Source organism: Exiguobacterium sp. s34, from assembly GCF_018617435.1.
GTDB classification, from domain to species: domain Bacteria; phylum Bacillota; class Bacilli; order Exiguobacteriales; family Exiguobacteriaceae; genus Exiguobacterium; species Exiguobacterium aestuarii.
In genome coordinates this window covers 71,541-95,012 of sequence record NZ_JACSKE010000002.1, presented here as the reverse complement: position 1 = coordinate 95,012, position 23,472 = coordinate 71,541, and the positions used below count along the sequence as shown (strand labels likewise).

The window sequence follows — 23,472 nt, the reverse complement described above, 5'->3', positions numbered from 1 at the left end:
TAAAGGAGGGCATACGTTGCGACATCGGAATCAGGCAGATTCTTTACGCGAGCAGTTGGCGGATACGTTGCCGTCTCGATCGGAGAGGCAAGAACATGAACGGAAGAGAAAGTTGAACGATAACTTGATGAAGCGCCCGTTGGCGATGACATTGACCTTCGCCATGTTAGCGATTATTCTCATTTTCATATATATCGGGCGAGATGCCATATTTTAAGGTGAGGTGCGGACGATGTTCGCGCCTTTTTTTATTTTTGAAAAATACTGGATTGCACAATAAAAGGGGTAAACCTTTTCAATTGAGGATATACTTATGTCATAGAACGAATAGGAGAGGAGGGCGGAGATGCCGAAATACTCCATTAAGACCGTGGCGACGTTGACCGGTGTCAATCCAACGACCATTCGTGCCTGGGAACGTCGATACCAATTTATCGTACCGAGCCGGACCGAATCAGGTCACCGCCTGTATTCAGATCAAGATGTCGAAAAAATCAAATGGGTGGTAGAGAAGCAAAGAGAAGGGTTATCCGTCTCACAAGCGATTCAACAGCTCCATCAGGCACCTGAACCGGAACCGACGTCTGCCAAGCTTTACGATGAGGAATTAAAGGACGGCTTGCTTCAGGCGTTGCTTTCCTTTGATGAGCGGACCGCACATGATTTGATCAATCGTGCTTTTAATACGTTTAGCTTTGAAAAGGTGACGAAAGACATCATTGGACCGCTTCTGATGGATATCGGCTCTCAATGGGAGCAAGGGTCGATTACAATCGCCCATGAACATTTTGCGACAGCTTTTTTACGGGCTCGTCTATCTACATTGTCACTTCAAATGCCAATGAATCCGTTCCTTCCGCGAGTCACTTGTGTCTGTGCACCCGGTGAGATGCATGAAATCGGACTTCTATTTGTCACACTTTACTTGCGTCAATATGGATACGACGTCATCTTTTTGGGAGCTGGATTCCCGAAAGAAGACTTGAGCAAGGCGCTGCATGACATCGATGCATCCTGCCTCATTTTTGCGTGCACATTGACGGATCACATTCCTCAGTTAATCGAGGCGATGGGCTATATCCAAGAAGAGCATCCTGAACTGAAGATTGGGGCCGGTGGATATGCGGTTAGCCTCGAACGTGATCGGTTCGAAGATGCATTTCTTGGCGATACACCAGAAGAGTGGACGAAATGGTTATCAACTATTTGACACGGGATTAAAACGGGAGTAGCTTATTAGTAGGATTGAATATTCACTGGAGGTTTTCGATTGAGATTTGAAAAACAAACAAAAGAACATCTTCGTGTATATGTGACTGCGAATGAGCTTACATTACGTGGAATCGCCATCGATACGATCGTGGGGGAAAACGGTCAACAGCTGTGGAAAGAATTGCTTGAGACAGCAGAAAGTGAGTACGGATTCTCTCCGCAAGGCGCGGTTGATTTGAATGTGACGATGTTTCCTCGAGATGGCCTCGTCATTGACGTTCAAAAAGGTGAAGCCATTGCAGAGCTTGATCTCGAACAAGTTGAGATTCGCCTGACAATCGACGTCATCCATCATTTGATTTACCAGTTCGATGACCTCGAAGATGTGATTAACGCTTCGATTCGATTGTTTCCACATATACATGAAACCGAACAAGGTGGGGCACTTTATCATTATGAGGGTCGATACTATCTTCACTTCGTGGAAGTGCTTCCTGAGAAAGTGGAAGAACGACTCGCCGCCATTTTGTCCGAATACGGAAAGACGACTACGGTCAGTCCGTACGTCATGATGGAATACGGAAAGACGATTCAAACTGAACATGCTGTGAAAGAGCTGTACGATGCATTCGCATAAGTACGGCTTTTTTTACTTTTCTGTTCCTATTGTTTTTAAGATGCCCGTGTTATGATTAGACATGAATTTTCAGTAGTTAGTTGAAGGAGAGATTGGAATGAAGGTCGCTGTATTGTATGGTGGAGTGTCAGGAGAGCGTGAGGTATCCCTCACAAGCGGACAAGGGATGATTGAGGCATTGACGGAACGTGGTCATGAAGTCACGGCAATCGATTTTCATCCAGAACGCGCGAACGAGTTGTTGACGTTAAACGTCGATGTCGTCGTCAGTGCGTTACATGGGAAATACGGCGAAGATGGCCGTGTTCAATCATTACTTGAAATGGCGGGGATCCCATACACAGGTTCAGGTGTATTGGCATCGGCTCTTGCGATGGACAAGGCAAGAGCGAAAATCATCTTCGCGGCATCGGGCATCCGTGTGGCGCGCGACGTGCTGATTGAATCTGTTGATTCGATTGATGAGAAAATAGCCGAGTGGGGAAATGAGTTCCCATGTGTCGTCAAGCCTGCCCAAGAAGGTTCGTCAAACGGTTTGACGATCGCAATGGACGAAAAGATGTTGCGTGCTGGCATTGAGAAGGCATTTCTATGTGATTCAGCGGTTTTAGTCGAGCAATACATTAAGGGGAAAGAACTGACTGTACCGGTTATCGGGAATTTTGGAAAAGAACAAGCCCTTCCGGTCATTGAGATCATTCCGAAAAATGAATTTTACGACTACGAGTCGAAGTATACAGAAGGTGGTTCGATTCACGTATGTCCTGCTGAAATTTCGGATGAATTGACGACAGAAGTGCAACAGGCGGCTGTCATGGCGCATCGCGCGCTCGGATGTTCAGGATACTCGCGTTCTGATTTCCTCGTATCCGAAGCAGGAGAGGCGTACATTTTAGAAACAAACACGTTACCTGGGATGACGCCGTTAAGCTTGTTCCCGGACAGCGCGAAAACAGTCGGGATTTCTTACGGTGAGCTATTAGACCGCTTTATCGAGCTCGCGCTCGAACGCGAGTCGAAGTAAGACATCTGTATCATTCCACACTTAAAGAAAACGCTTTCATTATTTTTGTAAAACCCTTTCAAATTGAGCGCGTATCGGCTATACTTTTAAACGAATACGAGGTTAATTCTTGGGGGAGAATTGACAATTTAGGGGAGGAAACCTTCATGATTACGGATCAAGAAAAAGGTCATCAAAAACGAAAAAACATCTTGGAATCGACACAAGAGGTAATTCACGAAGCATTAGATAAGCTCGGCTATCCAGACGAGATGTACGAGTTGTTGAAAGAACCGCTTCGCATGCTGACCGTTCGGATCCCAGTTCGCATGGATGATGGCTCGACAAAAATCTTTACGGGTTATCGCGCTCAACATAACGATGCGGTCGGACCGACAAAAGGGGGAATTCGGTTCCACCCGAGCGTAACTGAGGTAGAAGTTAAAGCACTATCTGTATGGATGAGCTTAAAAGCGGGGATTGTCGACTTGCCTTATGGTGGTGGTAAGGGCGGAATCGTCTGTGACCCACGTGAGATGAGTTTCCGTGAAATCGAACGATTGAGCCGTGGCTACGTGCGAGCGATCAGTCAGATCGTAGGACCGACAAAAGACATCCCAGCTCCAGACGTGTTCACGAACTCGCAGATCATGGCTTGGATGATGGATGAGTATAGCCGAATCGATGAATTCAACTCACCAGGATTCATCACAGGTAAACCACTTGTTCTTGGAGGCTCACACGGTCGCGAGACAGCGACGGCGAAAGGTGTGGCCATCATGATTCGAGAAGCGGCACTACGCCGTGGTATCGAGCTAAAAGGTGCACGTGTCGTTGTTCAAGGGTTCGGAAACGCGGGTAGTTTCCTTTCGAAGTTTATGTACGATGCGGGAGCGAAAGTGATCGCGGTCAGTGACGCTTACGGTGCCATCCATGATGAGAACGGTTTGGACATCCCTTACTTGTTAGACCGTCGCGATTCATTCGGTACGATTTCGACGCTCTTCAAAAACACGATCTCGAATAAAGAGATGTTAGAACTCGACTGTGACATTCTCGTGCCAGCTGCCATCGAGAATCAAATCACGGAAGATAACGCCGATGCCATTAAAGCGTCCATCGTAGTGGAGGCGGCGAACGGTCCGACGACGAACGAAGCGACGAAGATTTTGACAGAACGCGGAATTCTTCTCGTGCCAGACGTGTTGGCATCGAGTGGTGGCGTCACGGTTTCGTACTTCGAGTGGGTACAAAACAACCAAGGTTACTATTGGACGGAAGAAGAAGTCGAGGAAAAACTTGAAAAAGTACTCGTTCATTCGTTCAATACGGTTTACAATACTTCTTCAGCCCGCAAGGTCGATATGCGTCTCGCGGCTTATATGGTCGGTGTTCGTAAGATGGCGGAAGCGTCACGCTTCCGTGGTTGGGTCTAAATAAAAAAAAGTTCGGTCAACACGTGTTGACCGAACTTTTTTTATACTTTAATACGGTTTGTGATCGTATCTGCGATGGCTTTCCCGTGGAATCGACCGTTCTCGATAAAAATCTTATTCGCATCGTTCCCGGCAGCGACGACGCCGGCGATGAACAGATGTTCGACATTCGTTTCGAACGTTTCCTCATCAAATGTCGGGACACCGCTCTCGTCATCGATCGTGATTCCAGCATTTTCGAAAAGATGATGGTCTGGCTGATATCCGGTCATCGCGAAAACGTGATCGGCATAGACGTGTTTTTCTTCTCCATGCTGATGGTAATGGACACCGTCTTCGGTAATTCGATCAATCGTCGCCTCAAACTCCATTCGAACTTTCTCATGTCGGACGAGTGAATCGAAGTTAGGAAGAACCCACGGCTTCACGGAAGGACTATACGAGTCGCCGCGATAAAGCACCGTTACATATGCGCCGGCCTTCTCGAGTTCGATTGCCGCATCGACAGCGGAGTTCTTCCCACCGATGATGGTGACATGTTGTCGATAGTATGGATGGGCCTCGTGGAAATAATGGTGTACGTGTGGCAACTCTTCACCAGGCACGTCGAGCAGACGAGGGCGTCCATAATACCCTGTGGCTAAGATCACATAATCCGCCTCGCGGACGGTTTCCCCACGACGCTCATGTCTTGACGTCACGATGAAACGGTCATCGATTTTTTCAACTGATTCGACGGTCTCGAACGGATAGACGTTTAGTCCGGTACGAGTGACGACTTCGCGATAGTAGACGAGTGCGTCTTGTCGCCGAGGTTTTAGATCTTTACATATAAAAGGAATATCCCCGATTTCTAACAGACTCGCAGATGAAAAGAACGTTTGATGGGTCGGATAGCGATAAATCGCATCCACGATATTTCCTCGTTCAATTACGGTACAAGAAACCCCAATCTTCTCTAACTCGATGGCCGCTGATAGACCACATGGTCCAGCACCCACAATTATCGCTTGTTTATTCACTGAAAATCACCTCTTTGCTCATTGTAGGGAAGGGGGCGCAGAAGCGCAAGGTTATTGCTGGAAGCTAAAGCTATGCTCCATGACGGATTGAGAAGACCCGGATTCGAGTTCTACGAGTAACCGCAAGCGAGCTTTTTGCGAATTTAACCCGTTCGAGAATATGATGCCCATCTCTTTTAATTGTTTCCCACCACCGTCATACCCATATACGTCTTGGACGATTCCGTTAAAGCAACGACTGACAATCACGACGGGGATTTCCTCTACTAAGCGCTCGAGAGCTGGCAAAAGTGTCGGAGGGACATTACCTTGTCCTAACACTTCGAGGACGAGTCCGTCGTATCCGAGTGTCATCACAGATTCAAGCAAATCAGGCTCCATTCCTGCAACGACTTTTAACACTGCTACCCGTTTTGAGATGGACGGAATCATTTTGGGCTGTCTTGTCGCCGGTTGACTATAGATGAGTACGTGGTCCTTTGTGACCATACCCACATTTCCAAAATGAACCGACTTAAATGTATCAACGGATGATGTGTGTGTTTTTGTGACGTTGAATGCCGAGTGAATCTCTCCATTGAACACGACGAGAACACCTTTTCCGCGAGCCGCCTCGCTTTTCGCGACTCGAAGAGCAGTGATCAAATTGAATTCTCCGTCGGATCCGACCTCGTTCGAGGAACGCATTGCTCCTGTCAATACGATCGGGACTGGTGCGCCGAGCGTGATCTGTAAGAAATATGCCGTCTCTTCTAGTGTATCGGTTCCGTGCGTAATCACGACCCCGTCATACGTGTCTTGTGTCAATTCATGTTGAATGAATTGAGCCAGTTCAAGCATTTTATCTGGTGTCATATGTGGAGATGGGATATTTGAAAAATGCTTTGTCGTGATTTTTGCGATGTCCGTCGCTTTCGGAAGTGTGGCATCAATCGGGTTCACATCGCTTGGTTCGACGTGACCTGTGCCAGATTGAGACATGGCGATCGTACCGCCTGTGTGAATGAGTAATAAATGATTCATAAATGACCTCCTAATATTTTTTAAGGATATTTCCATTTTCTAGGCGTTCTACACTTTTTCTTTCAGACAATTCAGTGTATGCTAATGAGAGAAAGGAGAGATGCGTCATGATCGCAATCGCCTTGTCTGCGGTTGCACCAGGGCTTGCCCTTCTTTCCTACTTCTATCTTCGCCATGAATTGGAAGCAGAACCGCTCGGATATGTGATTCGTTCTTTCGTGGCCGGGGCCGTTCTCGTTTTCCCGATCATGTTTATCCAATATGCGTTCGTTGAAGAAGGGGTGCTGACTGGGCCGTTTTGGCAGGCATATGTCACCACTGCCTTACTCGAAGAGTTTTTTAAATGGTTTATGATTTATTATACAATATATATACATAAAGTCTTTGATGATTACTACGACGGGATTCTCTATGCGGTCGCCTGCTCATTAGGCTTCGCGACGTTGGAGAATTTTTTATACTTATGGGTGTACGATTCATTAGAAATCGCCATTTGGCGGGCCATCTTGCCGGTGAGCGGGCATGCATTGTTTGCGGTCGTCATGGGTTATTGTTTGGGACGAGCCAAACATTCGGCACGTGAGCGGGTGTGGCTGTTTATGGCGATCTTCTCTGCGACGGTCATCCATGGGACGTTTGATTTGATTTTAATTTTAGAACCGGATCATAAGTTGCCAGCCGTGCTCTATATCGTCATTTTATGGATGGTGGCTCTATTACTCGTTCGAGCTGCCAACCTGTCCAATCGTCGTCAATTTAAATAAAGGGGAACATGCTAATGCTGAAAGAAGGACAAGAATTAAGAATTGAAGTAGAAGGACGCAACGAGGGGAAAACTAAAATTGCTGCCATCGTGGACCAAGTGGTTTGGATCGAATCTCCGAGTGACATGACGACGCTCAAAACGTTCTTTTTACATGAAGAGGAGGAGATGCGAGTCTACTTCTTTAAAGGGGATAACCAATTGTTTGCATTCGATACGAAAGTTGTGAAACGAATCAGCGATGCGCAGATGACGATTCGCTATGCGTTCAAAATGCCGGATGAGAAAAAGATCAAACGGATTCAACGGCGGGAATATTTGCGCGTCCCTGAAATGATTGACGTGACAGTCGTTGCGGCTGACGGGGCGGACTTCGAATCATTCGAGACGACGTCGCTTGACGTATCAGCTGGCGGAATGAAAATCATTGCGAATCGTGTCCCGATTGAAGTGGATGAATCGCTCATCGTCGTTTTCCGAATTGAAGACGAGCAGGGGTCACCAAAGCTCTTTCGAGTGAAGAGTCGACTCGTACGGATACATAAGCAAGAAGTGAAGCAAGAACTTTCTTTAGCTTTTGAGGATTTGACGCCTCGTGACCAAGAAACGATTTTACGATACTGCTTCCGCGTTCAACTCGAAGCTCGTAAACGGACAGGGTCTGTATTTTCTTCAAGATAAAAAACTGTTATGATGTTCTCGGGATTATAGACCGAGAGGAGGAGGGTATCGGGCGCACTCGATACCCGTTTTGTATGAAAACATCGTTACAAATTGCTTTAGATGGACCGGCTGGTGCCGGGAAAAGTACAATCGCCAAATCGCTGGCGAAACAATTAGGCTATGTCTATATTGACACAGGAGCGATCTATCGAGCGGTCACATACCGTGCGTTAAACGAAGGGGTTAACCTTGAAGATGGTCCAGCTCTTGCGAAGATGATTGAGAACATGTCAATCCGTCTCGTTCCGTCGGACGAAGGACAACGTGTATTTGATGGTGACGAGGAAGTGACTGACGTCATTCGCTCGAGTGAAGTGACGAATAATGTCAGTTTTGTCGCACGTCAACCGGAAGTGCGGGATGCGTTGATGGATTTACAACGCGATTTAGCAAAACATGGCGGTGTCGTCATGGATGGACGCGATATCGGCACGCACGTGTTACCGAACGCTGATTTGAAAGTATTCATGACCGCTTCTGTCGAAGAACGAGCACGCCGCCGTCACGAGGAAAACGTATCAAAAGGAATCCCTAGCGATTACGAGCAATTGAAAGAAGAGATCGCCCTTCGCGACAAACGAGATTCAGAACGCGAAGTCGCTCCTCTCCGTCAAGCGGAGGATGCCCATTATCTTGATACGACGACGTTGTCCATTGATGGGGTCGTCTTAGCGATTGAACGATTAATTGAAGAGGTGAAAGCATGAGTAAGCCGTTGAACAATGGTCCGTTTGGAATGTATCGGATGGCGAGAGGCGTCGTCAACATCATCCAACGTATATCGTTCCGTGTCGAGTTCATCGGACGCGAGCATGTCCCGAAAGATGGGTCAATCCTCGTTTGTTCGAATCACCAGTCAAACTGGGACCCGGTCCTTCTTGCATGTGCGATTCCAAAAGAGCGTCCATTGCGATTCTTTGCTAAAAAGGAATTATTTAGTGTTCCCGTACTGAAGCATATTTTGAACCGAGCGGGACAGATTCCGGTATCACGAGGGGAAGGTGACCGTCAGGCGCTACGAGTCGTTCTTCAAAAGCTGAAAGAAGAAGAGGTCATTTCGATTTTTCCTGAAGGTACACGTTCTAAAGACGGGACATTAGGAAAGGCTCAAGCTGGCGTTGGTTTCTTTGCGATGCGTTCGGATGCGCATATTTTACCGATTGCCATCATTGGTAAATATAAGTTCCGTACGAAATTGCGTGTCGTGATTGGGAAGCCGATTGATTTGACTCCTTTGAAAGAACGTAAGGCGAGCGCACAAGAGGCGGCCGACTTAATCATGGATACGATCGCCGACCTTTATTTGACACATTCATTCACGAAGTAATCACGGGACTCGGGAATTGAGGTTTAAACTTCTTTCAATAGAGGTACAATCTTCATAACGCCTTGACAAATTCTCGGAATTATAAGAGATTTATACTAGGTGTAAGCGCCTCATGGCGCTCCTTTTTGTACTCATCGTGAGGGGGTAGTGTTGGAATGGTCGAAGAAATGAAAGATATGCCTGATTTTGAAATTAATCGTGGTCAGATTGTGACCGGAACAGTCGTCAAAATCGAGGACAAGCAAGCGCTGATCGATATCGGTTATAAGACCGAAGCGATTTTGCCAATTAGCGAAGTATCAAGCATGCATCTAGACGATTTAAACGAATCACTCCAAGTGAACGACGAGATTCGTGTCAAAGTTAAAAAAGTCACGGACGAAGAAGTGGTCGTTTCGAAAAAAGACGTTGATGCCGAGGCAGCATGGGATCGAATCGTCGAAAAATTCGAATCGGGTGAAGTGTTTGAAGTGATGGTGAAAGATAAGGTCAAAGGTGGTCTTGTCGTCGATATTGGAATCCGTGGATTTATCCCGGCATCTCTTGTCGAAAGTCACTTCGTAGAAGACTTCTCGTCATACTTGAACAAACCAATTACCGTAAAAGTCGTCGAGATCGATCGCGAGAAAAATCGCGTCATCTTGTCACATAAAGCAGTTGTCGAAGCAGAGATGAGCGCGAAGAAATCTGAGACGCTTGAATCACTTGAAGTCGGTCAAGTAATCGAAGGAACGGTTCAACGTTTGACAGACTTCGGTGCGTTCGTTGACATCGGTGGAGTGGATGGACTCGTCCACATCTCAGAAATGGCGCATAGCCGTGTCGAGAAGCCAAGTGATGTTGTGACTGAAGGCGACCGCGTCAAAGTGAAAGTCCTTGGTCTCGACTTAGATAATGAAAAAGTGAAGCTCTCAATTAAAGAAACACAGCCTGGCCCATGGGAGACGATTGAAGGGCAGATTCAACCAGGTGATGTGATCGAAGGAACCGTCAAACGTCTCGTGACGTTCGGTGCGTTCGTTGAGGTTGCACCGCAAGTGGAAGGTCTCCTTCATATTTCGCAAATTGCGAACCGTCACATCGCGACGCCATCTGAAGTGTTATCAGAAGGTCAAGAAGTGAAGGTGAAAGTGTTAGACGTTCATCTCGATGATAAGAAAATCTCATTGTCGATGCGTGCACTCGAATCATCTGAACCGACTCGTCAAGATGATGATCAAGCATTACTCGACGAATATAGCGACCAAGGAGGATTCTCTGTCTCTGAATTGACAGGTGATGACTCTTCGGACGACTCTAAATAAGATGATCGTTCAAGCGGGAGTCATGCTCCCGCTTCTTTTTGTATGGTCACTTAATTTTGCCTGTGATATGATAGGTGAGTTGCGTTTCGAAATGTTGAAATGATGAAATTTTGATAGAAAGATTAGTGAGGTGTTTTTATGGGAATTCCAGCAGTGGCCATCGTTGGCCGTCCGAATATCGGGAAATCCACAATTTTTAACCGCATCATCGGAGATCGTGTCTCGATCGTCGATGATAAACCGGGTGTCACACGTGACCGTATTTACGGCACAGGAGAGTGGTTAAACCGTAAGTTCCATTTGATTGATACAGGTGGGATTGAAGTAGGGGACGAGCCGTTGCTCGTTCAAATGCGTCATCAGGCTGAACTCGCCATCGATGAAGCAGATGTCATCATCTTTATGGTGAACGGTCGTGAAGGGATCACGGCAGCTGATGAAGAAGTAGCGAACTTGTTGTTCCGTTCGAACAAACCAATCGTTCTTGCCGTCAACAAAGTGGATAACTTTGAAATGCGAGATCTCATGTATGAATTTTATTCACTCGGATTCGGTGACCCGTTCCCAATCTCGGGTACACACGGTTTGGGTCTTGGAGACTTGTTGGATCAAGTATTCGAACTCGCCCCTGAAAAGGATGAATTTGAATATAACGAAGATGTCATTCAGTTCTCGTTAATCGGGCGCCCGAACGTCGGGAAGTCTAGTTTGACGAACTCGATTCTTGGAGAAGACCGTGTCATCGTCTCGAATATCGCCGGAACGACGCGTGACGCGATTGATACACCGTTCACACGTGACGGTCAAGAGTACGTCATCATCGATACGGCAGGTATGCGTAAACGCGGAAAAGTTTATGAATCGACGGAACGATATAGCGTCATGCGCGCTCAAAAGGCAATCGAACGTTCGAACGTCGTCCTCGTCGTCCTCGACGGTGAGGAAGGGATTATCGAACAAGATAAACGTGTTGCCGGTCTCGCGCATGAAGCCGGGAAAGCGATTGTCATCGTCGTCAACAAGTGGGATGCAGTCGAAAAAGATGATAAGACGATGAAGAAGATGGAAGAGAAGATTCGTCAAGAATTCTTATTCCTTGATTATGCACCGATTGTCTTCTTGTCAGCACTTACGTCGAAACGGTTGCAGACATTATTGCCTGTCATCAAACAAGTGGCAGAAACACATCGCCGTCGCATCTCGACGAGCGTATTGAACGACGTCATCGTCGATGCGGTCGCGATGAACCCGACACCGACCGATAAAGGGCAACGCTTGAAGATCAACTACGCGACTCAAGTTGCGATCGAGCCGCCGACGTTCGTCTTGTTCGTCAATGACCCTGAGTTGTTGCATTTCTCGTATAAACGTTATTTAGATAATCAAATTCGTAAAGCATTTGACTTCACCGGGACGCCGATTCATATCGTGGCTCGTCAGAAAAACTAATAACGGGGGTGCCACTTATGGCAAACGTAGCTGTCATCGGAGCGGGAAGTTGGGGAACGGCCATCTCGCTCGTATTAGCGGACAATGGTCATGACGTCCTGCTCTATGGACGTGAACAAGAACACGTGGATGAAATCAATTCGTCGCACACGAACTCGTTTTATTTAAAAGATGCACCGTTACCGGAATCGATTCGCGCCACGACGGATTTGAACGAAGCACTCGACGGACGTAGCATCATCTTCCTCGTCGTGCCGAGTTCTGCGATTCGCCCTGTCTCAAAACAGTTGAACACGCTGTTGAAGGAACCGGTCACCATCGTTCATGCCGCAAAAGGAATCGAACCGAAAACGCATAAGCGTCTTTCGGAGATCATCGCGGAAGAAATCGATCCATCGAAGCGTCGCGCAATCGGTGTCTTGACCGGTCCGACTCACGCAGAAGAAGTCGCTGTACGTAAACCGACGACCATCACAATCGCTTGTGAGGACCTTGATGTCGCTGACGAAGTGCAGGAGCTACTCACTAACGATCAATTCCGAGTTTACTTAAACTCGGATGTCGTTGGTGCCGAGTACGGTGGGGCGCTTAAAAATATTATTGCCCTTGCGGCAGGTATGACCGACGGGCTTGGTTATGGGGACAATGCGAAAGCTGCGCTCATGACCCGCGGGATTGTTGAAATCGCCCGTCTTGGGGTGAAACTTGGAGCGAATCCAGCTTCTTTCTCAGGATTGACTGGAATCGGTGACTTGATTGTGACGGCGACGTCACAACATAGCCGAAACTGGCGGGCCGGAAATGCAATCGGACGCGGTGAAAAGCTTGAAGACGTTCTTGGAAACATGGGAATGGTCGTTGAAGGTGTCCGCGCTTGTGAGGCAGCACACTCTCTTGCGAAAGAGGCGGGAGTCGAGATGCCAATCACAGAAGCACTCTATAACGTGTTGTTCGAAGGCAAGAGTCCTCATGATGAAGTGAAAAAACTCATGAGACGCCCACAAAAGCATGAGATGGAACAAGTGTTTCATTTTGAAGAATAATACTTCAGGGAGGAACTGACGTTTTCGTTCAGTTCCTCGCTTTTTTTTGCTACACTTGAAGTCTGGAGAACATAGAGAAAGTAGGGGGATAGACGTGACACCGTCACTCATTAAAATGTGGATTTCATTTGCAGGGATCGGTGCTTTTGCCGTTGCTGCTTTGATGGTCGCCATCAGTCACACGAAACTGACCGGATGGTTTGCGACGCTTGTGCGCCTGATTGCGTTCATCATTTTCTTATTTGGAACAGTTATTATGATTTTTGTCGTCGTCTCAGGACCGACGGGAGGATAGACCATGAAAAAAAGTATCATTGCTGTCAGCTTGGCGCTGACGACTTTGTTGGCAGGATGTATGTTTCCGGATTCGGAACGGGGCAACAATATTCCATATGAGGATCAGTTGAACACCGTGCAAAGTGCGGTCGATGCATATCGTGAACAATCTGGCGTCTTACCAATCAAAACAAAACCTGCGGAAACGCCACTTATGGAACGCTATCCAATCGAGTTTGCCCGACTCGTACCAGGATATCTAGCCGACCCTCCTGCAAATAGTTTCGAAGGCGGTGGGTTGTTCCAATACATTCTCGTAGATGTCGAAACGGAACCGACCGTCAAATTGATTGATTTACGCGTATCGGAACGGCTACAGCAACTTCAAACAAATATCACCGCGTTTCGAGCGAAAGAAGGGAAGTTCCCGTTCGATGGATCACTCGGAAAGAATCAGTTCACGCTTGACTACGATAAACTTTTTGTCCCAGAGGAGCCGGTTATCCCGAGTCCTTACTCGGACCGTGAGCTCCCGATCTATGTGGACGGCACCGGACAATTATTTGTGGACTATCGAGAAGACGTGAAGGAAGCGCTTCAAAATACGGATGAGTCGCCAGTAATCGGCGAAGACATTCGTTATTTGCTGTATGAAGACGCTCCATTCGCCCCTGCTTATTCACAAGGCTATACAATAGATGAACAAGGGGAAGTCGTTTTTTTAAACAACTGAGCTTGTTTTGAAGGTGAATGTCGTGAAATCATGCAAAAAATGTTGTCATATCAACGTTTGTACGATATGATTAATCCCGTAAACTCCTAGTGAGAGGAGGTGAATCGTGATGAACAAAACTGAATTGATCCAAGCAGTAGCGGAGAAAGCAAACGTTTCGAAAAAAGAAGCTACAGTAGTTGTAGAAGCTACATTCGAATCTATCACTGAAGCACTCCAAAACGGTGAGAAAATTCAATTGATCGGTTTTGGTACTTTTGAAGTTCGTGAGCGTGCTGCCCGTAAAGGTCGCAACCCACGTACAAAAGAAGATATCGAAATCCCAGCGAGCAAAGTTCCTGCATTCAAAGCAGGTAAAGCGCTCAAAGATGCGGTCAAGTAATCTGCAATACATAAGTCGCCGAATGGCGGCTTTTTTTGTTGGGTTTGCGAGTTCGAATGACGTGAATGTGACAAAAATGTGCTATACTATGTCAGAATGACAATGAAGTGGACGAGGGGGGATAGCATGGAACAGTTGACAAATGAATTCGTTGTCACAGACCTTGCTCGTCAAATCGAACAACGTATGAATCATCCCTATTTGACGAAACACGAGGTTGTCCCAACGGTCGACATGCTGTTGCTTCGTTGGATGGTCGAGATGATTGATTTGGAATCGATTGAGCATCGACAACTCGTGATGGCAACCTATTTCGCACATCAAGCGCTCGAATTGCATGATCAAGTGAACAGCAGTCCGAAAGGGTCGCTAGAGCGCCAATTAAAAGTGCTCGCAGGTGACTTTGCCTCGGCTCAGTTTTATAAAATCTTGACGGCTTTTCCAGCGTCATATAGTGACCGATTCGGACAGTCTGTACAACGCGTCAATGCGGCGAAGTGTACATTACTGCTCGAGAAAAACGTCTCGATGAACATTTGGCTCGAAGCGAACGTCGGATTGATTCAAACACTTTCCGAGCTGATCGAACAACCTTATTTGACAACAAGTGGGAAACGAATGATTGATAAGAAAGCGACAGCGCTCAGACAAGACCAAAAGGAGCAGCTCACGAAGTTGCTCGCGCACGCGGTCGCTTAGAACGGAAAGGATGTTACACGTTGCAACCGATAGAAAAAGAGCAAAAAGTATACGAAGTATTTCAGTCCATTTCTCCGAGCTACGATACGATGAACTCGATTATCAGCTTCCGACTTCACAAGTGGTGGCGACGGACAACGATGAAGAAAATGAACGTCTTTCCGGGGGCTAAATGTCTAGATGTTTGTTGCGGGACAGCTGACTGGACAATTCAATTGGCGGAAGCTGCAGGAAACACAGGAGTCGTCAAAGGTCTCGACTTTTCAGAGAACATGCTGAAAGTGGGAGAAGAAAAAGTGAAGTCGTTGCCGACAATCGAGTTACTCCATGGTAATGCGATGGCGTTGCCGTTTGGAGACAATTCGTTCGATTACGTCACAATCGGCTTCGGACTTCGAAACGTTCCGGACTACATGACGGTTTTACGTGAAATGCATCGCGTCTTAAAACCAGGTGGGACGGTCGTTTGTCTTGAAACGAGTCAACCGACGGCACCGCTTTTCAAAGAATTGTACCGCTTCTATTTTGGGACAGTCATGCCTTTATTCGGTAAAGTATTCGCCGGTTCATACGATCAATACAAATGGTTACAAGAATCGACCGACCAGTTCCCAGACCGTTTGACGCTCAAACGTATGTTTGAAGATGCCGGGTTCGAACAAGTCGAAGTAAAGACATTCTCCGGAGGTGCATGTGCCATGCATCTAGGAAAGAAGTGGTGAAACATGTCTTTGAAGCGACTTTATCGTCATATGAACCGAGAAATTGATCAAATTGATCAATTTCTATCTAGTCGAGTCAGGACGGACCACCCTGTTATTGAATCGGCATCTCGCCAACTACTTGATGCTGGTGGTAAACGCATCCGACCGGCATTTGTTTTATTAAGCGCAGGATTCGGTGAGACGAAGGATATCCGTTTGACGAAAGTTGCCTCAAGTCTTGAATTGATTCACATGGCATCACTCGTTCATGACGATGTCATCGATGATGCGATGCTCCGTAGGGGGAAACCGACCGTCATGGAGCGTTATGATGAGACCGTTGCGATGTATACCGGAAATACACTATTTGGAGAGGCGATTCGTCTCGTCTCCGAAATCGAGTCCCCCGAAGTGATGCGAATCATGGCGGATACGATGGAGCGGATTTGTGTCGGTGAAATCAATCAAATTCAGGATCAATACGAATGGGGTCAGTCGCCTAAGCGATATTTAGATCGGATAGCACGAAAGACTGCCCTTCTGATTGAAACGAGTTGTGCAGCAGGCGCTGTCATTTCAGGAGCTTCTCCTCAAGTCGTCAAACAGCTAAGTCTATTCGGATATGACATCGGGATGGCATTCCAAATGACGGATGATTTACTAGACTTTACAGCTAAGAGTTTCCAACTCGGCAAACCGGTCGGAGAAGATTTAAGACACGGTCATAAAACATTACCGCTTTTCTATTCATCAGAGGACCCAACTTTTTATGAACGTCTTCGTCAGGTGAACGCCTCGACAGACACGGATATGACGAAGTCACTCGTCCGTGAAGTGCAACGAAATGGGACGTTAGAACGTAGCCAACGTACAATTGACCGATACGTCGAACGTGCTATTCATCGACTTGATGGGTTACCGGATGTCCCTGACAAGCAATCGTTGATTGAAATCGCACAATATATCGGGAAGCGCAAATGGTAATTGCCCATGTAACCCCTTTCAAAAAAGTGCTGGAGCGTGTACACTAAATACGTACATCGTACACATTTATTGACTTAGGGGGATTTGGGGAATGGAAAAGACATTTTTAATGGTTAAACCGGATGGGGTTAAACGTGGATTGATTGGGGAAATCATCTCACGCTTTGAAAACAAAGGATATACGTTGAACCGTCTCGAAATGGTGACTCCGTCAGTTGAGGTCGCTGAGGCACACTACGCAGAGCATAAAGAAAAACCGTTCTTTGGTGAATTGGTAGAGTTTTTGACTTCTGGTCCGGTCGTCGCGATGGAATGGGAAGGGGAAGACATCGTCGCCGTCTCTCGTCTCATGATTGGGAAGACAAAACCACTAGATGCACAACCAGGAACAATTCGTGGTGATTTTGCATCGACGATGTCACAAAACGTGATTCATGGTTCTGATAGTGTGGACAGCGCGGAACGCGAATTGGCACTTTGGTTCGCAGGAGTTGCCTCACACGTTTCATGACGAATCGAGGGACGGGGAAACCTGTCCCTTTTTGGTTCCCTTCAAAACCAAGTGGTCAGTAGAAAGAGGAAATGAGAGAGAATTGAGGTTGAAATTGGTGATGAATGATTATGCCATCTTCGTAAAAAAGTTTTATATCAAGTCTGGAATTGACTTGAATTTATATAAAGAGGCGCAAATGAAGCGTCGGATGGTCGCCTTGCGCGAGAAGAAGGGTTATGCGTCGTTTCTAGAGTATTTAAAGGCAATGGACACAGATCGTCAGCTATATGAGGAGTTCCTTGATCGGATGACCATCAACGTGAGTGAGTTTTACCGTAATCCAATTCGATGGCAACAGCTCGAGGAGGATATATTGCCTCACTTGATTCGTTCGGGTCAAGGCAAACTTCGTGTATGGAGTGCAGCATGCTCGACAGGAGAGGAACCCTATTCTCTCGCCATGTTATTGTCCAAACATCTAGCGCCTTCTCAATTTTCAATTATGGCCACTGATTTAGATGACATTGTCATCGAAAAGGCGAAACAAGGGAAGTATCACGAACGTGCACTCATCGACTTACCAGATGAGTTTAAAAACCGTTACTTCACGCGTCGTGGAGACGATTATTTCATTTCAGATGAAATCAAACAACTGGTATCGTTCAAAAAACATAATTTGTTGGCAGACGTGTATGAACGTAACTTTGATTTAATTGTCTGTCGGAACGTATTGATTTACTTCACGGAAGAAGCAAAAGAAAAAGTATATACCTCGTTTCAACGTGCACTTCGCCCAGGAGGGGTTTTATTCGTCGGTGGAACGGAACAAATCTTCCAGCCGAAGCGTTACGGGTATGCGATGAAACAAAGTTTCTTTTACGAAAAAATAGATGGATGAGGTGAGCGGATGCGCTATTTGACAGCTGGTGAATCACATGGTCCGGGACTGACGGTCATCATTGAAGGTGCCCCTGCCGGTCTAGCTATAGATTTATATCAAATCAACATAGAATTGAAAAAGCGTCAGTCTGGATATGGACGAGGACGTCGCATGCAAATCGAATCAGACCAGGTAGATGTTCGTTCAGGTATACGACACGGTAAGACAACAGGTGCTCCGATTACATTTTGGATTGAGAATAAAGATCATACCCATTGGAAGCACGTCATGCAAGCCGAGCCGATCGATGACGACCTCGAAGTCAAACGACGTGTCTCGCGGCCGAGACCAGGTCATGCCGACTTGGTCGGTGGGATGAAATATGACCATCGTGATTTACGTGACGTCTTGGAACGCTCGAGTGCAAGGGAGACGGCTGCACGTGTCGCGGTCGGTGCCTTCTGTAAACAGTTGCTCGAACAAGTCGGGGTGTCCCTCTTCAGTTATGTAAAAGTAATCGGCGGGGAAGAGGCGGAAACGCGTGCGTTCGAATCACTTCAAGAAGCAAAAGAAATCATCGATGCTTCACCTGTCCGAACGCTTGACGAGGTAGCCGCCGAGCGAATGATGCGTCGCATCGATGAAGCGAAGTCAAACGGAGACTCGATTGGCGGCATCGTCTGTACGGAAGTGCATGGTGTCGTTCCTGGACTTGGTTCCTACGTGCAATACGACCGGAAACTGGATGCGAAAATTGCGCAGGCTGTCATGAGTGTCAACGCATTTAAAGGTGTGGAGTTCGGAGACGGTTTTGACATGGCATATCGACCTGGATCAGAAGTGATGGACCCGATTGCTTACGGTGACGACGGGTATACGCGACTCAGTAATCACCTCGGGGGCTTTGAAGGCGGGATGACAACGGGAATGCCGATCCTCTGTTCAGCGGTCATGAAACCGATCCCGACGCTCTATAAACCACTTCAATCGGTCGATATTGATACGAAAGAGGCGTTCCTCGCTCAAATTGAACGGAGTGACTCATGTGCTGTTCCTGCAGCATCACTCGTCGTCGAGGCGGTCATCGCGTTCGAAATTGCGAAGGAAGTATGTGAGACGTTCGGTCACGATACGATGGAACGAATCAAACGTCGGGTCGATGAATATCGGGAGGAGTTGCGTGTATGGTGACCATTCCGATAACAGCATCGACCCCGTACAACGTCGTGGTCGACAATGAAGATCGTTGGATTGGAACAAATGATTGGTCACATGCCTCGATGCTCTGGGTCATTACGGACGAACATGTCGATTCACTTTACGGGGAATCGTTCCTCGAAAAGTTAAAACACGTTCATTCGCGCGTCGTTTGGTCTGTCGTCGAAGCCGGTGATGCGTCGAAGTCGTTATCGCGGCTCGATCAGCTTGTCTCGGAAGGATTGAGGCACGGATGTGACCGTCACACCCTGATTATTGCTTTCGGTGGCGGGATGGTTGGCGATTTAGCTGGATTTTTAGCGAGTGTCTATATGCGCGGTGTTCCTTACATACAAGTCCCGACGACGATTTTGGCTCACGATTCGGCTGTCGGAGGTAAAGTCGCCGTCAATCATCCGCTCGCGAAAAATGCGATTGGTTCTTTCTATCAACCGGTGGGCGTCTATTATAACGTCTCTCGTTTTGAAACCTTGCCGGTACATGAAGTGCGAAGTGGCATCGGTGAACTGCTAAAACATGCGTATTTATCACGTTACGTCCTCGAATCCTCTTTCGAGGACGACTTGTTTTTCGCACTGACTGGACTTGTAAAGATAGATTGGATCACATGGCTCGCTCGCGGTATTGAAGTGAAACGAGCGATTGTCGAGACAGATGAGCGGGAACAAGGTATTCGCGCTTGGCTCAACTTCGGGCATACGTTTGGGCATGCACTAGAATCTGTCGAGGCGTATCGTATTCCTCACGGTGAAGCGGTTTTGCATGGGATGGTATTTGCCTTTTTACTATCGAATGACGAGTCGCGGGCGAGACGGTTGTTTGAGTGGATCCGTATGAACGACGTCACGCCGATTGACTGGAAACCGTTCGACCATTACGTTGAAAAAATGACTCGTGATAAAAAGAATCGACACGGAGAAATCCGATTTGTCTTGCTTCGTGACTCGATTGCCGTTGAAGCAGTACCGCTAGAGCAGATTCAACATACATTTGAACAGATGAAAGGATGGTGGGAACGATGAGTTTAAACGGTACAATCCGTGTTCCGAGTGATAAATCGATCACCCATCGTGCGCTTTTATTCGGCATGATGGCGACTGGGACGACGCGTGTATTGCATCCGCTCCTCGGTGCCGATTGTCGTTCGACACTCGACATCATTCAATTACTCGGAGCACACGTGACCGAACGACAAGACGAACTCGTCATTACGGGTGTAGAAACTCCTCGCTCGGCACGACTTGACTGTGGGAACTCGGGGACGACGATGCGCTTGTTGCTTGGGCTCTTGTCTGGATATGATGGTTCATTTGAACTCGTGGGCGATGAATCCCTATCGAAACGTCCGATGCGACGCGTCACAGCACCACTACGTGAAATGGGGGCGGCCGTAACAGGAGATGTGGCACCTCTCGTGATCGAAGGGAAAACGCTACAATCCATCGACTATACGTTACCGGTTGCGAGTGCCCAAGTGAAATCGGCGGTCCTTCTCGCAGGGTTACGTGCTGAAGGAACGACAATTGTGCGTGAGCCGATGTTGTCTAGAGATCATACTGAGCGAATGTTGCCACTCTTTGGGGCGAACCTATCCGTTGATGAAGAAGAAAGGATACGTGTGATTCGCATTGAACCGACTCGTCTGAACGGCGCGACGGTCGATGTGCCAGCAGACCCTTCATCGGCTGCCTTTTTCTGGGCAGGAGCAGCGATCGTACCGAACAGTTCGGTCACGACGACGGACGTCTGTTTGAATGAGACAAGAATCGGATTTTTACGTACACTCGAGCGCATGGGTGCGAGTGTTGTCATTTCCAATGAACGAACTGTCGGTGAGGAAGTGGTCGGCGATGTTACCGTGACGTCGAGTGAGCTGTCTGGTACGGTCGTCGAAGGGGAAATGATCCCGTCGCAAATCGATGAATTACCGTTATTTGCGCTCGTCGCCTCACAGGCGAATTCACCATCCATCGTGAAAGACGCAGCGGAACTGAGAGTGAAAGAGACCGATCGGATTGACGTGGTCGTCTCGGAGTTACGTAAACTAGGCGTGGACATCGTTGGAAGAGAGGACGGATTTATCGTAAAACCGAGTCGTATTCATGGCGGAAACGTCTCAACATATGGTGACCATCGTCTGTCGATGATGTTACAAATCGCATCACTCGTCACAGAGGATACCATCCAAATTGAAGGCATCGATGCGTCCGATGTCAGCTATCCCGACTTCCGTCAAGATTTACAACGGATTCAGCGTGAGATAGAATAACGACAAACCGAAGGCCAGGAGGACGAAACATGCTAGATGAAGCAGCACTAACACATATAATCGAGATGCTTGAATCAGGAGAGACTGAACATGCTCTTGCGCATATAGAAGAACTTGAAAAAGAAGGGTCCGATGACGATCGCCTCGCAATCGCCGACTTGTATTTAGAACTTGGTCTTGCCGACCGTGCGACCGACGTCCTATCAAAATTATACGTCGACTACGAAGGGGACCCGAACGTCGCTCTCTCACTCGCGGAGGCATATTTAGACAGTGACCGCGAAGAAGAGGCGATTGCAGTGTTAGAGAAAATCAAGTCAGATGACGCCGAGACGCAAGTGAGAAGTCTCGTCTTGTTAGCAGATTTGTATCAATCTCAAGGGCTCGATGAAGTAGCCGTGAAAAAACTGATGGAAGCACTTGAAAAGAACCCGGACGAACCGTTACTCATTTACGGGTTAGCGGAATTGTATGCATCGACTGGTTCGTTTGAACAAGCCATTCCGCTTTATGCGCGACTTCCGAAAATGAAATTACCGGCTGAAATTGATTACCAAGCGGATTATGCGGAAGCACTCACGATGGTCGGATCATTCGAAGAGGCGCTTGAAGAGTATGAAAAAGCAACACATCGCGATTTAAATACTGTCTTTGGACATGCCATGACAGCTCACCGGATCGGGCGAGAAGAAGTCGCTATCAAGCAATTTAAAGAGCTCCAGGCAATGGACCCGGACTTTACGTCGCTCTATCTCCCGTACACCGAAGCATTAGACGCGCTTGGACAGACGGAAGAAGCGCTTGAAATCGTAGACCAAGGAATCACGCGTGACGACTATAATGACGAACTTCGTCACGTCAAAGCGAAATTGCTCCTCAAACTCGGAAACCGTGAAGGGGCCATTAAAGAGCTTCGGGAAGCACTCGTTTTGAATCCGGAATCGCTACAAGCGACAGAATTGATCTTATCGATTTTATTCGAAGCAGGAGAAATCGATGACGTCCTCGAAACAATAGATGCACTTGAAGATCATGCGTCATCGCCGCTTATGACTTGGTACAAGGCGAAAGCGAAATATGAGCTTGAAGAATATGCAGAAGCAGTCAGTTTATATGCCTCGATTGAGCCGATGATGAAAGAGGACGTGTCATTTGTGACAGAATGGGCTACACTGTTGATAGAGGAAGGTCGTAGACAAGACGCGCGACGTGTGGTCGAGCAATCGCTTGCATTGGTGGTCGACCTTGAAGATCGCCAAGTGCTCGAAGACCAGCTCGAACAATTGTCTGATGACGTAGAATGATAAAGGGAAGGGAATGAGGTCAGATGGTCGAGCGGAAACGGAATTTTTTGAAGCGATTTGTCGCTCATCATACACTTCGGAAACGTGAAGCAAAGTGGATTCTTGACTATTGGTTGAGACATCCCGATAAGCTTGGCAACGTTCATTTCGTCACGAACGCCTCGGTCTCGCCGCGAAGTCTTGTAATGACGGCGTACGGATTTGACGGTGAACCGTTTCGATATCGACGGGGAGACCTTGTGACCATGAATCCTGAGAAGGCTTATCACGACATCCGTCTGCACGATGGGCCGATCTATGTGGAATTGAACTTCCAGGGCATGATGATTGACGAGAACTGGATCGATATCGTGGAACAGAATCCGTTTGAGCCGGTGGCAGAAGTGAAGGATGAAGTTTCTTCCTCTGCCCAGACGGTCATTCAAGCCTCGGTTGCCCAATTTGAAGAGGAGCGACTATTGATTGAAATCGATAAAGCACTCGATCGCCGAGACGAAAATCTATTTCGCAATTTGACGAGTCAGCTTCACCAAGTACGGGCATCTAAATTATTTTGAAAAAAACAAGCGCTTCCGTTCCGGTAGGCGC

The 23,472-nt window shown here is 47.4% G+C and carries 27 protein-coding genes; 25 read left to right on the top strand and 2 right to left on the bottom strand.

The features are described 5' to 3' along the window. The first annotated feature begins 16 nt into the window (after nt 1-16). The 5 genes from KNO87_RS04135 (at nt 17) to KNO87_RS04115 (ending at nt 4,288) form a co-directional block, all read left to right on the top strand. Nucleotides 17-217: a hypothetical protein gene (locus KNO87_RS04135; protein ID WP_074034648.1), complete on the top strand. Its 201-nt coding sequence runs from the start codon at nt 17-19 to the stop codon at nt 215-217. A 129-nt stretch (nt 218-346) separates the two neighbouring features. Next, entirely contained in the window at nt 347-1,210 is an 864-nt protein-coding gene (locus KNO87_RS04130; protein ID WP_214794018.1) for a MerR family transcriptional regulator, read from the top strand. A gap of 60 nt (nt 1,211-1,270) precedes the next feature. Further along, nucleotides 1,271-1,849, top strand: coding sequence for an adaptor protein MecA (locus tag KNO87_RS04125; RefSeq protein WP_214788678.1), 579 nt, complete (start codon nt 1,271-1,273; stop codon nt 1,847-1,849). Nucleotides 1,850-1,946: 97 nt separating this feature from the next. Further along, nucleotides 1,947-2,873, top strand: a complete 927-nt coding sequence (locus KNO87_RS04120; RefSeq protein ID WP_214788675.1) for a D-alanine--D-alanine ligase — start codon at nt 1,947-1,949, stop codon at nt 2,871-2,873. Nucleotides 2,874-3,019: 146 nt separating this feature from the next. Further along, entirely contained in the window at nt 3,020-4,288 is a 1,269-nt protein-coding gene (locus KNO87_RS04115) for a Glu/Leu/Phe/Val family dehydrogenase (RefSeq protein WP_015881453.1), read from the top strand. Between the two features lie 41 nt (nt 4,289-4,329). Here the strand turns inward: KNO87_RS04115 and KNO87_RS04110 are convergent, their stop codons facing one another. Continuing rightward, a complete protein-coding gene (locus KNO87_RS04110) occupies nt 4,330-5,310 on the bottom strand; it encodes a YpdA family putative bacillithiol disulfide reductase (RefSeq protein WP_214794015.1) in 981 nt (326 codons plus the stop codon). A 51-nt stretch (nt 5,311-5,361) separates the two neighbouring features. Next, a complete protein-coding gene (locus KNO87_RS04105; protein ID WP_214794012.1) occupies nt 5,362-6,333 on the bottom strand; it encodes an asparaginase in 972 nt (323 codons plus the stop codon). Between the two features lie 107 nt (nt 6,334-6,440). Here KNO87_RS04105 and prsW point away from each other — a divergent pair, with 107 nt between their 5' ends. The 20 genes from prsW (at nt 6,441) to KNO87_RS04005 (ending at nt 23,441) form a co-directional block, all read left to right on the top strand. Beyond that, nucleotides 6,441-7,097 carry a glutamic-type intramembrane protease PrsW gene (prsW, locus tag KNO87_RS04100; RefSeq protein ID WP_214794009.1) on the top strand — a complete coding sequence of 219 codons (657 nt, stop codon included), beginning with the start codon at nt 6,441-6,443 and terminating at the stop codon, nt 7,095-7,097. Nucleotides 7,098-7,111: 14 nt separating this feature from the next. Beyond that, nucleotides 7,112-7,777 (top strand): flagellar brake protein, encoded by a 666-nt coding sequence (locus tag KNO87_RS04095; protein ID WP_214794006.1) that lies wholly within the window; start codon nt 7,112-7,114, stop codon nt 7,775-7,777. 74 nt (nt 7,778-7,851) lie between these two features. After that, entirely contained in the window at nt 7,852-8,526 is a 675-nt protein-coding gene (gene cmk / locus KNO87_RS04090; RefSeq protein WP_214794003.1) for a (d)CMP kinase, read from the top strand. Further along, complete coding sequence (locus KNO87_RS04085) at nt 8,523-9,146, top strand: lysophospholipid acyltransferase family protein (RefSeq protein ID WP_214794000.1); 624 nt, start codon at nt 8,523-8,525, stop codon at nt 9,144-9,146. The genes cmk and KNO87_RS04085 overlap by 4 nt, the downstream gene beginning before the upstream one ends. A gap of 155 nt (nt 9,147-9,301) precedes the next feature. Next, on the top strand, nt 9,302-10,450 hold the full coding sequence (gene rpsA / locus KNO87_RS04080) for a 30S ribosomal protein S1 (RefSeq protein ID WP_214793997.1): 1,149 nt from the start codon (nt 9,302-9,304) through the stop codon (nt 10,448-10,450). Nucleotides 10,451-10,588: 138 nt separating this feature from the next. Continuing rightward, nucleotides 10,589-11,899, top strand: coding sequence for a ribosome biogenesis GTPase Der (der, locus tag KNO87_RS04075; protein ID WP_214788650.1), 1,311 nt, complete (start codon nt 10,589-10,591; stop codon nt 11,897-11,899). Between the two features lie 17 nt (nt 11,900-11,916). Then, nucleotides 11,917-12,942: an NAD(P)H-dependent glycerol-3-phosphate dehydrogenase gene (locus KNO87_RS04070; protein WP_214793994.1), complete on the top strand. Its 1,026-nt coding sequence runs from the start codon at nt 11,917-11,919 to the stop codon at nt 12,940-12,942. A 94-nt stretch (nt 12,943-13,036) separates the two neighbouring features. Continuing rightward, entirely contained in the window at nt 13,037-13,237 is a 201-nt protein-coding gene (locus tag KNO87_RS04065) for a DUF2768 domain-containing protein (RefSeq protein WP_214788644.1), read from the top strand. A gap of 3 nt (nt 13,238-13,240) precedes the next feature. Further along, complete coding sequence (locus tag KNO87_RS04060) at nt 13,241-13,951, top strand: hypothetical protein (protein ID WP_214793991.1); 711 nt, start codon at nt 13,241-13,243, stop codon at nt 13,949-13,951. A gap of 109 nt (nt 13,952-14,060) precedes the next feature. After that, complete coding sequence (locus KNO87_RS04055) at nt 14,061-14,333, top strand: HU family DNA-binding protein (protein WP_074034634.1); 273 nt, start codon at nt 14,061-14,063, stop codon at nt 14,331-14,333. A gap of 126 nt (nt 14,334-14,459) precedes the next feature. Continuing rightward, the gene (locus tag KNO87_RS04050) at nt 14,460-15,032 is read left to right on the top strand and encodes a heptaprenyl diphosphate synthase component 1 (RefSeq protein WP_214788638.1); all 573 of its coding nucleotides are present in this window, start codon (nt 14,460-14,462) and stop codon (nt 15,030-15,032) included. Between the two features lie 20 nt (nt 15,033-15,052). Next, nucleotides 15,053-15,754 carry a demethylmenaquinone methyltransferase gene (locus KNO87_RS04045; protein ID WP_214793988.1) on the top strand — a complete coding sequence of 234 codons (702 nt, stop codon included), beginning with the start codon at nt 15,053-15,055 and terminating at the stop codon, nt 15,752-15,754. Between the two features lie 3 nt (nt 15,755-15,757). Further along, entirely contained in the window at nt 15,758-16,720 is a 963-nt protein-coding gene (locus KNO87_RS04040) for a polyprenyl synthetase family protein (protein ID WP_214793985.1), read from the top strand. 91 nt (nt 16,721-16,811) lie between these two features. Next, the gene (gene ndk, locus KNO87_RS04035) at nt 16,812-17,231 is read left to right on the top strand and encodes a nucleoside-diphosphate kinase (RefSeq protein ID WP_214691868.1); all 420 of its coding nucleotides are present in this window, start codon (nt 16,812-16,814) and stop codon (nt 17,229-17,231) included. Between the two features lie 100 nt (nt 17,232-17,331). Continuing rightward, nucleotides 17,332-18,111 carry a CheR family methyltransferase gene (locus KNO87_RS04030; protein ID WP_214794572.1) on the top strand — a complete coding sequence of 260 codons (780 nt, stop codon included), beginning with the start codon at nt 17,332-17,334 and terminating at the stop codon, nt 18,109-18,111. A gap of 9 nt (nt 18,112-18,120) precedes the next feature. Then, a complete protein-coding gene (gene aroC / locus KNO87_RS04025) occupies nt 18,121-19,284 on the top strand; it encodes a chorismate synthase (RefSeq protein WP_214793982.1) in 1,164 nt (387 codons plus the stop codon). Next, on the top strand, nt 19,278-20,333 hold the full coding sequence (locus KNO87_RS04020) for a 3-dehydroquinate synthase (RefSeq protein ID WP_214793979.1): 1,056 nt from the start codon (nt 19,278-19,280) through the stop codon (nt 20,331-20,333). Before aroC ends, KNO87_RS04020 begins: the two co-directional genes overlap by 7 nt. Further along, nucleotides 20,330-21,580, top strand: coding sequence for a 3-phosphoshikimate 1-carboxyvinyltransferase (aroA, locus tag KNO87_RS04015; protein WP_214793976.1), 1,251 nt, complete (start codon nt 20,330-20,332; stop codon nt 21,578-21,580). The genes KNO87_RS04020 and aroA overlap by 4 nt, the downstream gene beginning before the upstream one ends. Before the next feature lie 29 nt (nt 21,581-21,609). Continuing rightward, entirely contained in the window at nt 21,610-22,884 is a 1,275-nt protein-coding gene (locus tag KNO87_RS04010) for a tetratricopeptide repeat protein (protein ID WP_214793973.1), read from the top strand. A 23-nt stretch (nt 22,885-22,907) separates the two neighbouring features. Further along, a complete protein-coding gene (locus tag KNO87_RS04005; RefSeq protein ID WP_214793970.1) occupies nt 22,908-23,441 on the top strand; it encodes a ReoY family proteolytic degradation factor in 534 nt (177 codons plus the stop codon). Nucleotides 23,442-23,472 lie beyond the last annotated feature (31 nt).